We start from the raw sequence: 379 nt of genomic DNA on the forward strand, positions 1-379 counted from the left end.
GCGTGGCGTTCCTCGGCACGGCCCGCGCCGGCCGCGCGGCGGTCGCCGCCCCGCTGGTCGTGGTGGTGCTGGCGATCGGCACCGCCGCGTTCTGCGCGGTCGTCGCCGCCGGCGTCGACGCGAGCCGGGAACGCGCCGCCGCGCAGCTCGTGCCCGCCGACGCGGTGATCCGGGGGGAGCGCTTCGCACCCGACACCGTCGACGAGTTGGGTCGCCTGCCGGGGGTCCGGGCCGTCACCCGGGTGCTGTACGAGGACGATGAGCGGCTGGCCGCCGACGAGGTCGGCACGGACGCCGCCATCGGGCAGACGGACGTGCTGCTGGTCGACGGCTCGGGGTTGGACCTGGTGGCCCGCAAGACCCAGGTGGACCAGTCGAT

The 379-nt window shown here is 76.5% G+C and carries 1 pseudogene; it reads left to right on the top strand.

Features of this window, described 5'->3' with window-relative positions:
• Nucleotides 1-379 (top strand): annotated as a pseudogene (locus tag KBX53_RS36005) (hypothetical protein); the annotation flags it as partial.

It is taken from the genome of Micromonospora sp. M51 (genome assembly GCF_018070305.1).
GTDB lineage: Bacteria > Actinomycetota > Actinomycetes > Mycobacteriales > Micromonosporaceae > Micromonospora > Micromonospora parva.